This window comes from Nitrosospira sp. Nsp2, from assembly GCF_003050965.1.
In the GTDB taxonomy this organism is placed as follows: domain Bacteria; phylum Pseudomonadota; class Gammaproteobacteria; order Burkholderiales; family Nitrosomonadaceae; genus Nitrosospira.
Window position 1 is genome coordinate 752,419 of sequence record NZ_QAOU01000002.1, and the last position, 9,294, is coordinate 761,712.

Below are 9,294 nucleotides of genomic sequence, written 5' to 3' on the forward strand. Positions count from 1 at the left end.
CCTGCTATTCCGGTTACACCAGGCATTTCTTGTGCTCAATATGATAGGCGAACTCGTCCCGAAAATGCTGGATCATGGCACGCACCGGCATGGCCGCGGCATCGCCCAGCGCGCAAATGGTTCGCCCCTGAATATTGTCGGCGACGCTGTTGAGGAGATCCAGATCCTCCATCCGCCCCTTACCGGTTTCGATGCGGTGCACCACGCGATAAAGCCAACCCGTGCCCTCCCGGCAAGGCGTGCATTGACCGCAGGATTCCTCATAATAAAAGTATGAAAGCCGCTCCAGGGCTCTTACCATACAGGTCGTTTCGTCCATTATGATGACCGCGCCGGAACCCAGCATGGATCCCGCCTTGGCGATGGAATCGTAGTCCATGTCCGTCTCCATCATGATGTCGCCTGGCAATACCGGCATGGATGAGCCGCCCGGAATGCAGCCCTTCAGTTTCCGGTCGCCACGCATGCCGCCGGCCATTTCCAGCAGTGTCTTAAACGGTGTGCCCAACGGGACCTCATAATTGCCGGGCTTATTGACGTGACCCGAAACCGAAAAAAGTTTCGTCCCGCCATTGTTGGGCTTTCCCAGCTGCAAAAATTTCTCGCCACCATTTCGAATGATCCAGGGCACCGAGGCAAACGTCTCGGTATTATTGATGGTGGTTGGCTTGCCATAGAGGCCAAAACTTGCTGGAAACGGCGGCTTGAAGCGGGGTTGGCCTTTCTTTCCTTCCAATGATTCGAGCAGCGCCGTTTCCTCGCCGCAGATATAGGCGCCGTAACCATGATGGTTATATAACTGGAAACTGAAATCCGAACCGAGGATATTTTTTCCCAGCCACCCGGCCGCCCGCGCCTCCTCGACCGCCTCTTCCATCCGTTCGTACGTGTCCCAAATTTCGCCATGTATATAGTTGTAGCCCGCCTTGATACCCATGGCATATGCGCCGATAGCCATGCCTTCGATCAGGATATGCGGATTGTGGCGCATGATGTCGCGGTCCTTGAAAGTGCCGGGCTCGCCCTCATCCGAATTGCACACCAGGTATTTATCGCCCTCATACTGCTTGGGCATGAAGCTCCACTTCAATCCGGTCGGAAACCCTGCGCCGCCACGGCCACGCAGGGCCGATTTTTTTACTTCCTCTATGATTTTTTCAGGTGGTATCTTTTCCTCAAGGATTTTTCTCAGCGCAACATAACCCTCGCGCTGCTGGTAATTCTGGAGACGCCAGTCATTTGGGTCCGAGGGGTTCAACCCGGCCAATAACACCTGGGTAGGCTGGGTCATTTGCTCAACTCCTCCAGCAATTGGTTAATGTTCTCATTGGACATGAAACTGCACATACGTTTGTTATTAACCAGTAGCACGGGCGCGTCGCCGCAGGCGCCCATGCATTCACCTTCTTTCAAGGTAAACAGCCCGTCCGTGGTCGTTTCATTAAAACCGATGCCCAACTTTTGTTTCATATGCGCCGCAGCGTCATTGCCACCGGACAGCGCGCAAGGCAGATTCGTACAAATGGTGATCTTGTATTTGCCCAGAGGCTGCAAATTGTACATGTTGTAAAAGGTCGCGACCTCATACACTGCGATAGGCGGCATGCCAATATAATGGGCAATAAAATCCATTGTTTCGGTGGCTAGCCACCCTTTCTCATCCTGAGCAATGGCGAGCGCCGACATTACCGCCGACTGGCGTTGATCAGCTGGGTATTTAGCCAGCTCATGATCAATTTTTTCTATGGATTCTGCACTTAACATCTTGATAGCCGTTAACCGTAAATAAGCTTATCGGTCGATTTCCCCGAACACGATATCCTGTGTACCGATAATGGCGACCACATCCGCGATCATATGCCCCCTGGACATTTCATCGAGGGCCGCCAAATGAGGAAATCCGGGGGCGCGGATTTTCAGGCGGTATGGCATGTTGGCGCCATCCGATACCAGATAGATCCCGAATTCACCTTTAGGATGTTCGACCGCGGCATAGGCCTCACCCGGAGGAACGTGGAAGCCTTCGGTAAAGAGTTTGAAATGATGAATCAGCTCTTCCATGTTCTGTTTCATTTCCACGCGAGCAGGCGGTGCGACCTTATGATTGTCGGTGATGACCGGCCCCGGGTTCTTGCGCAGCCATTCGACGCACTGCCTGATGATACGATTCGATTGGCGGAATTCTTCAATTCGAACCAGATAGCGGTCGTAACAGTCTCCGTTCACGCCCACCGGTATATCAAAATCCATTTGATCGTAAACCTCATAGGGTTGCTTCCTCCGCAAATCCCATTCCACGCCCGAACCGCGCAGCATGGGACCTGTGAAGCCCAGCGCCTTGGCACGCTCCGGGGATACCACCCCAATACCTACAAGCCGCTGCTTCCATATCCGGTTATCGGTCAACAGCGTTTCGTACTCATCCACATAGGTCGGAAACCGGTTTGTAAAGTCTTCTATAAAGTCCAACAGCGAGCCCGTGCGATTTTCATTACGTAGCCGGGTGCTTTTTTCGTCATGTATTTTGGAAGGCTCGTATTTCGGCATGGATGCCGGCAAATCACGATAGACCCCACCCGGCCGATAGTAGGCCGCATGCATTCTGGCCCCCGATACCGCCTCATAGCAGTCCATCAAGTCCTCACGGTCGCGGAAAGCATAAAGAAATACCGTCATCGCCCCTACGTCCAGCGCATGGGCCCCTAGCCACAAGAGATGGTTGAGTATTCGCGTTATCTCGTCGAACATCACACGGATATATTGAGCGCGCAACGGCACTTCCAGCTTAAGCAGTTTCTCGATCGCCATTACGTAGGCATGCTCGTTGCACATCATCGAGACATAATCCAGCCGATCCATATAGGGAACCGACTGTATAAACGTTTTGTTCTCGGCGAGTTTTTCAGTTGCGCGGTGCAGCAGACCGATATGCGGATCAGCGCGTTGTATCACCTCACCGTCCAGTTCCAGCACAAGCCGCAGGACGCCATGCGCAGCAGGATGCTGCGGACCGAAATTCATGGTGTAGTTACGTATTTCAGCCATGTTTCAGCCCACCTCTGGTAATTTCGACGCAAGCTCGAAGGCGCCGTTGTGGACGGAACAGGAGAATGGAGACGACCATACAGGCTTCATTCGCTATCCCCATAGTGTTCTTCGCGGATCACCTTCGGCGTGATCTGTCGTGGCTCGATGCTGACCGGCTGATAGATTACCCGTTGCTGGTCGGGGTCGTAACGCATTTCCACGTTTCCGCTCAGCGGAAAATCCTTGCGGAACGGATTACCGATAAAGCCGTAATCCGTGAGAATACGCCGCAGATCGGGATGACCCGTAAAAACAATGCCGTAAAGATCGAACGCCTCGCGCTCAAACCAGTTGGCCGCCGGCCATATGTCAATTACTGAGTCTACAACCGGAAATTCGTCATCATCCGCAAACGTCTTGAGTCGTAACCTGTGGTTATGACCGAGCGACAACAAATGGTAAACGATAGCGAAACGCTTGCCGATACGGTCATCCTGGGGGCCATACTCAGAGCCGTAGGCGGAGTAATCCACGCCGCATAAATCGATCAGCATCTCGAAACGTAATTCCGGATTGTCGCGCAGGGTTTCCATCACCTGCAGCAGATCGGCCGGATGCACCGTTGCGGTGAGCTCACCCAATTGCGTACTCACGCTGACAAGCTTATCGGCCAGTACGTTTTGCAGGCAAAAGGAGAGCGTTTCCAGGCGAGAGGACGTCATATATTACTTAACGGGCAATAGTATTGGTGCGGTGGATTTTGTTCTGCAGCTGAATAATGCCGTAGAGCAATGCTTCCGCCGTGGGGGGACAGCCGGGAACATAAATGTCCACCGGCACTATTCGGTCACAGCCACGAACCACGGAGTAAGAGTAATGGTAATAACCGCCGCCATTGGCGCAGGAGCCCATGGATATCACCCACCGCGGCTCCGCCATCTGGTCATAAACTTTACGTAGCGCTGGGGCCATCTTATTGCACAGGGTGCCGGCTACGATCATTACGTCCGATTGACGCGGGCTTGGACGAAATACAATGCCAAAACGGTCGAGATCATAACGTGAAGCGCCGGCCTGCATCATTTCCACCGCACAGCATGCCAACCCGAAAGTCATCGGCCACATAGACCCGGTACGGCCCCAATTGATGACCGAATCCAGACTGGTGGTGATAAAACCTTTGTCCATCACTCCGTTCGCACTCATAATCTTAGTCCCACTCCAGGGCGCCTTTCGTCCACTCATAGATAAAGCCAACGACAAGGATACCCAGAAAAATTACCATTGCGACAAAACCAAATAAGCCGATCTCATTCAAAACGACTGCCCATGGAAACAGGAAAGCGATCTCCAGATCGAACAGAATGAATAAGATCGCCACGAGATAGTAGCGGACGTCAAATTTCATGCGCGCATCTTCAAATGCTTCGAAGCCGCATTCATATGGGGACAGCTTCTCGCTGTCAGGACGATTGGGGGCGAACAGCCAGCCCAGTGCCATAGGCACCACGCCGACGGCAAGGCCAATCAAGATGAATAACAGGATAGGGAAATAATTTTCGAGCATCGCGTGATTAAAAATAAAGAGCTAGAGAGACCAGGCAACGGTTTACATCCAACTGTTACGCTGATTCCCAGCCCTATTTCAACTGGTGCCGACGGCGAGACTCGAACTCGCACAGCTTTCGCCACCGCCCCCTCAAGACGGCGTGTCTACCAATTTCACCACGTCGGCGGCTTAATTTGAGTCCTAGTCGAGACCTACCGAGTTAGAACGCGCCGGTAGTCAATTGTTCAACTAGCTCATCATTTAATTATTTTGGTATCTCTGTAGCCTTCGAGGTTCCTTCTTCCGTTGGACGAGGAAGCGGCGGCTCTGCGGGCTTCGATTGAACCTGCGTCGCCTTTTCCATCACCCCCCCACTCTCGGTCTTGTTAGTCGAAAGATAAGTAAGGCCAAGACTGGTAACGAAAAAGACGGCAGCCAGCGCGCCCGTTGTCCTGCTCAAGAAATTTGCCGAGCCACTGGCACCAAACAAGCTTCCCGATGAGCCGCTGCCAAAGGCAGCCCCCATATCGGCTCCTTTGCCGTGTTGCAGCAGAACCAGAACAATGACTGCCACAGCCGACACGACGTGCAATATCCAGATGAATGTTTCCAAAGACTGCTCCAGATGAGTTAATTCTTTGCCGCATTGCAGATGGCGACGAATTCATCGGCAACAAGCGAGGCGCCGCCGATCAATCCGCCATCGATATCCGGCATGCAGAATAGCTCGGCCGCGTTGCTAGCCTTGACGCTGCCCCCGTAAAGGACCCGCAGCTTGGCGGACACCGCGGGATCGTGCGCCGCAATTCTGCTGCGGATAAACGCGTGGACGTCCTGAGCCTGTTGCGGCGTAGCAGTTTTACCGGTTCCAATAGCCCATACCGGTTCATAAGCCAATACCGAGCTGGAAAGTGCGTTCACGCCCGTTAGTTCGATTACCGCGTCCAGCTGCTCCGCCACTACCTGCTCGGTAACCCCAGTCTCGCGTTGATCGAGTGTTTCGCCGATACACAGGATGGGCGTCAAACCTGCAGCCTGCGCTGCTCTGAATTTGAGCGCCACGGTATGACTATCCTCACCAAACAACGCTCGCCGTTCCGAGTGGCCGACAATCGCATAGCGACACCCAAAATCGACCAGCATCGCTGCGGAAACCTCGCCTGTATAGGCACCCTTCTCATACTGGCTGACATTCTGGGCGCCCCAGGATACATGGGTATTCGCTAATATCGATTGTGCCTGCCAAAGATAGGGATAAGGTACAGCCACAGCAATGCTCGCTTTCTCCAACCCTGCGGTCCGCGAGACGATCGCATCCAGCAAATCCCGATTTTGCGCTGTGCTGCCATGCATCTTCCAATTGCCCGCAACCAGCTTTGAACGCGTCGCCATGAGAGAAATCGCCTCGTCCTTGTATGTCAAAGCTGCGAATGTTACTCGTGAATGAATACGGGGTCAATCTTTGGGGTCCATCACCGGATCAACGACAAAATTGAAGGCAGAACCGGTAATGCATGAGGGGAAAGAGGATCGGAAACGCGACTCGGTTAAACGATGAAAGCGGCCCGTGTCTCTCCGGGCATCTCTGTTTTCAGCCAAACCGTCCGGTAATGTAATCTTCAGTCTGTTTATTCTTAGGTTTGATGAAAATGTTGTCCGTTACATCAAATTCGATGAGCTCGCCCAGGTACATATAGGCCGTATAATCCGACACTCGAGCCGCTTGCTGCATGTTATGGGTGACAATAAGGATCGTAACTTTATCCTTCAGATCGGCGATGAGCTCTTCGATACTGGCGGTAGCGATGGGGTCAAGCGCAGATGTCGGCTCATCGAACAGCAGGATTTCCGGATCGGTCGCCAGGGCTCGAGCTATACATAAGCGTTGTTGCTGGCCCCCGGAGAGATTATAGGCAAGCTGATGCAGCCGATCTTTCGCTTCGTCCCATAACGCCGCGTTGCGCAGGGCTTCTTCCACTTTCTCGTCTAAAATGGCACGCTGCCTGATCCCCCGCACACGCAGCCCATACGCAACATTTTCATAAATCGATTTCGGGAACGGATTGGGCTTTTGAAATACCATGCTGATACGCATCCGCACTTCAATCGGATCCACCGTCCGCGAAAGGATATTGACATTGTCCGGATGCAAAATGATCTCGCCAACGTAACGATTACCCGGATAAAGGTCGTGCATGCGGTTAAAGCAGCGCAAAAAGGTGGATTTACCACATCCGGACGGCCCGATCAGAGCAGTTACTTGTTTTTCATGCAACATCATGTTGATGTTCTTTAGCGCAGAGAACGAACCGTAGTAAAAACTCAGGTTTTTCACTTCGGATTTATAGCGCGCCGGCACCGGATCCCCCAGGGGATCAATTACGGCAGCAGTGACTACCATTTGATGTTTTTCCGCATGCGATAGCGCAAGTAGATAGCAAGCGCGTTCATGGTGAGGGTCATCACCACGAGTATCAAGCCTGCAGCCGCGGCATTGACTTGAAACGCCTCTTCCGGTCGCGAAACCCAGTTGAACATTTGGATCGGCATCACGGTAAAAGGCGCCATCAACCACTCGAAAGACAGAAAAGGAAATTCGTCCTTAACAGGAGATGGCGGCAAAAACGCGATGAATGTCAGCGCCCCGATCGTGATAATAGGCGCTGTCTCCCCGATTGCTCGGGCCAGACCAATGATGACCCCTGTCAGGATACCGGCTGCAGAATACGGTAGCAGATGATCAGCGACCGTTTGCCATTTGGTTGCCCCGAGTGCGTACGCGCCTTCGCGGATGGCCACAGGAATAGCGCGGATGGATTCGCGGGTTGCCACAATCACAACCGGCAGAATCAGTAATGCCAGGGCCAAGCCTGCGGAAAGAATGCTCTGGCCGAAGCCAAACTGGTGGACGAACAGACTCAAAGCCAGTAGCCCGTAGATGATGGATGGGATCCCCGCAAGATTGGTTACATTGATTTCGATGATCTCGGTAATGATATTTTTTGCGGCATATTCTTCCAGATAGACACCCGCACCGATGCCCAGCGGCACCGCTGCAATGGCAGTCACCACCATGACCAAAGTCGTGCCAACCCAGGCCGAAAGTATCCCGGCTGATCCTGGGCGCCGCGAGGGAAAAGTAGTGAAGAAATCCCATGTCAACCGCGGCCACCCATCGATCAGCATGTGAGCGAATAACGCCATGAAGGTCAGGAGGGCGATCATCAGCACAAACACGCCGACGATCATGAAGATGAGATCCCAGAGCTTGTGGCGCGCAATAATGCTGCGGATCTCACTCAGGTCTTTGTCATCTCGCATCAATTGGCCCGATTAAAAGAGCAAACGTACATATACATGGGAACTCAGGAACCAAATAAAGGAAAAGACAGCGAAGGCTGGAAAAACACCACGTTAGTTCAATATACCTCGCGATACCGCTTGCGTAACACGTGTCCAACTATATTGAACGCAAGCGTCAATAGCAGCAAAGTAAGTCCAGCGGCAAAAATGGTCTGGTAGCCAATGCTGCCATGCGGGAGGTCGCCTAGGCTTACCTGTACGATGTAGGCTGTAATGGTAGCTGCAGGCTCCATCGGGTTCCAGGTCAAGTTCGGCTGCATCCCGGCCGCCACAGCCACTACCATGGTCTCTCCGACCGCGCGGGATATACCTAAAATATAAGCTGCTGCGATGCCCGAAAATGCCGCCGGCATGACCACCCTGATGGCGGTCTGGAATTTTGTTGCCCCCATTGCATATGAGCCCTCTCGAAGATTCATAGGCACGGCGCGCATCGCGTCTTCAGCCATGGAACTCACATAGGGAATAATCATGATTCCCATCACCAGCCCGGCGGATAACAGGCTGAAACCGGGCAGTCCCGGGATAATTTTCTGCAACAGAGGTGTTACGAAGAGTAATGCGAAATAGCCGTACACAACGGTCGGTACTCCGCCTAATAACTCTAGAAACGGCTTGGCAACCTCGCGCACGGTAAAGGGCGCGAATTCGGAAAGATATATGGCCGTGATCGTTCCCATAGGGATGGCGACCAGGAGAGCCACGGCGGAACTTACCACCGTGCCTGAGACCAGCGGAAGTATCCCGTAATGCGCGTCATCAAATAGCGGTGTCCATTGGGTATCGGTCAGAAAATCCCATAGCGGAACATGTTCAAAAAATACGACGGATTCCTTGACCAGCATTGCCACAATGGCCAGGGTAATTGCGACCGAGAGAAACGCCATCAGGAATAGCAACGCTTCAATGACGCGCTCGCCGAGATGGCGACGATAACTGTATCCGAGCCTTTTAGAATGAGGGGGTGCGTCTGAAGATTGTGCTATCACAGGCGAGAGCCTTCGAAAGAAGGGAAGGACGTTTCTTGACAGGCTACATATTAGGGTGGAAATGTTACAGTTTCGTGACATACAGAAACTGCAAAGAACGCAGGCCCTAGCCCGGGCTTGAGTATGAATTACCGTTGAACGGGTCTGGATTCGCCATGTAATTCCACGAATCCAGCCTCGGACTAAACTATTGACACAAATATGGATTCAGCGGCGTGGTAGCCGAAACGCCGCTGAACGAACACCTGAGCCCGGAACGTTCAGGAAAGCCTACTCCTCATCCTCGTCATCGTCCTCATCCTTTTTCTCGGGTTTGAGGACCATCTTGCCCTGCTTTTTGCTCTCGTTGAGGTCGGTCTCCGGGGC

The 9,294-nt window shown here is 52.9% G+C and carries 11 protein-coding genes and 1 tRNA gene; all 12 read right to left on the reverse strand.

Annotated features, from left to right (window positions below; all coding sequences use genetic code 11):
* Nucleotides 1-13 precede the first annotated feature (13 nt).
* On the reverse strand, nucleotides 14-1,291 hold the full coding sequence (gene nuoF, locus C8R31_RS07640; protein WP_107693419.1) for an NADH-quinone oxidoreductase subunit NuoF: 1,278 nt from the start codon (nucleotides 1,289-1,291) through the stop codon (nucleotides 14-16).
* The gene (nuoE, locus tag C8R31_RS07645; RefSeq protein WP_107693420.1) at nucleotides 1,288-1,764 is read right to left on the reverse strand and encodes an NADH-quinone oxidoreductase subunit NuoE; all 477 of its coding nucleotides are present in this window, start codon (nucleotides 1,762-1,764) and stop codon (nucleotides 1,288-1,290) included. Before nuoE ends, nuoF begins: the two co-directional genes overlap by 4 nt.
* A gap of 27 nt (nucleotides 1,765-1,791) precedes the next feature.
* Entirely contained in the window at nucleotides 1,792-3,045 is a 1,254-nt protein-coding gene (locus C8R31_RS07650) for an NADH-quinone oxidoreductase subunit D (RefSeq protein ID WP_107693421.1), read from the reverse strand.
* An 86-nt stretch (nucleotides 3,046-3,131) separates the two neighbouring features.
* The gene (locus C8R31_RS07655; protein WP_107693422.1) at nucleotides 3,132-3,749 is read right to left on the reverse strand and encodes an NADH-quinone oxidoreductase subunit C; all 618 of its coding nucleotides are present in this window, start codon (nucleotides 3,747-3,749) and stop codon (nucleotides 3,132-3,134) included.
* A 7-nt stretch (nucleotides 3,750-3,756) separates the two neighbouring features.
* On the reverse strand, nucleotides 3,757-4,233 hold the full coding sequence (locus C8R31_RS07660; protein ID WP_107693423.1) for an NADH-quinone oxidoreductase subunit B family protein: 477 nt from the start codon (nucleotides 4,231-4,233) through the stop codon (nucleotides 3,757-3,759).
* A gap of 4 nt (nucleotides 4,234-4,237) precedes the next feature.
* Nucleotides 4,238-4,594 (reverse strand): NADH-quinone oxidoreductase subunit A, encoded by a 357-nt coding sequence (locus tag C8R31_RS07665; protein WP_107693424.1) that lies wholly within the window; start codon nucleotides 4,592-4,594, stop codon nucleotides 4,238-4,240.
* Between the two features lie 83 nt (nucleotides 4,595-4,677).
* Nucleotides 4,678-4,762, reverse strand: a tRNA-Leu gene (locus C8R31_RS07670).
* A 79-nt stretch (nucleotides 4,763-4,841) separates the two neighbouring features.
* The gene (gene secG, locus C8R31_RS07675; RefSeq protein WP_107693425.1) at nucleotides 4,842-5,189 is read right to left on the reverse strand and encodes a preprotein translocase subunit SecG; all 348 of its coding nucleotides are present in this window, start codon (nucleotides 5,187-5,189) and stop codon (nucleotides 4,842-4,844) included.
* Between the two features lie 17 nt (nucleotides 5,190-5,206).
* Complete coding sequence (tpiA, locus tag C8R31_RS07680; protein ID WP_107693426.1) at nucleotides 5,207-5,968, reverse strand: triose-phosphate isomerase; 762 nt, start codon at nucleotides 5,966-5,968, stop codon at nucleotides 5,207-5,209.
* A gap of 199 nt (nucleotides 5,969-6,167) precedes the next feature.
* Entirely contained in the window at nucleotides 6,168-6,977 is an 810-nt protein-coding gene (pstB, locus tag C8R31_RS07685; protein ID WP_107693427.1) for a phosphate ABC transporter ATP-binding protein PstB, read from the reverse strand.
* Nucleotides 6,971-7,897 (reverse strand): phosphate ABC transporter permease PstA, encoded by a 927-nt coding sequence (pstA, locus tag C8R31_RS07690; RefSeq protein ID WP_107693428.1) that lies wholly within the window; start codon nucleotides 7,895-7,897, stop codon nucleotides 6,971-6,973. Before pstA ends, pstB begins: the two co-directional genes overlap by 7 nt.
* A 98-nt stretch (nucleotides 7,898-7,995) precedes the next feature.
* Entirely contained in the window at nucleotides 7,996-8,928 is a 933-nt protein-coding gene (pstC, locus tag C8R31_RS07695; RefSeq protein WP_107693429.1) for a phosphate ABC transporter permease subunit PstC, read from the reverse strand.
* Nucleotides 8,929-9,294 lie beyond the last annotated feature (366 nt).

What these genes read in the sequence shown, in the direction of transcription:
- pstA (WP_107693428.1), bottom strand. Translation starts at nt 7,897, where the DNA reads ATGCGAGATGACAAAGACCTGAGTGAGATCCGCAGCATTATTGCGCGC.
- C8R31_RS07665 (WP_107693424.1), bottom strand. Translation starts at nt 4,594, where the DNA reads ATGCTCGAAAATTATTTCCCTATCCTGTTATTCATCTTGATTGGCCTT.
- pstB (WP_107693427.1), bottom strand. Translation starts at nt 6,977, where the DNA reads ATGGTAGTCACTGCTGCCGTAATTGATCCCCTGGGGGATCCGGTGCCG.
- C8R31_RS07650 (WP_107693421.1), bottom strand. Translation starts at nt 3,045, where the DNA reads ATGGCTGAAATACGTAACTACACCATGAATTTCGGTCCGCAGCATCCT.
- C8R31_RS07660 (WP_107693423.1), bottom strand. Translation starts at nt 4,233, where the DNA reads ATGAGTGCGAACGGAGTGATGGACAAAGGTTTTATCACCACCAGTCTG.
- tpiA (WP_107693426.1), bottom strand. Translation starts at nt 5,968, where the DNA reads ATGGCGACGCGTTCAAAGCTGGTTGCGGGCAATTGGAAGATGCATGGC.
- nuoF (WP_107693419.1), bottom strand. Translation starts at nt 1,291, where the DNA reads ATGACCCAGCCTACCCAGGTGTTATTGGCCGGGTTGAACCCCTCGGAC.
- C8R31_RS07655 (WP_107693422.1), bottom strand. Translation starts at nt 3,749, where the DNA reads ATGACGTCCTCTCGCCTGGAAACGCTCTCCTTTTGCCTGCAAAACGTA.
- nuoE (WP_107693420.1), bottom strand. Translation starts at nt 1,764, where the DNA reads ATGTTAAGTGCAGAATCCATAGAAAAAATTGATCATGAGCTGGCTAAA.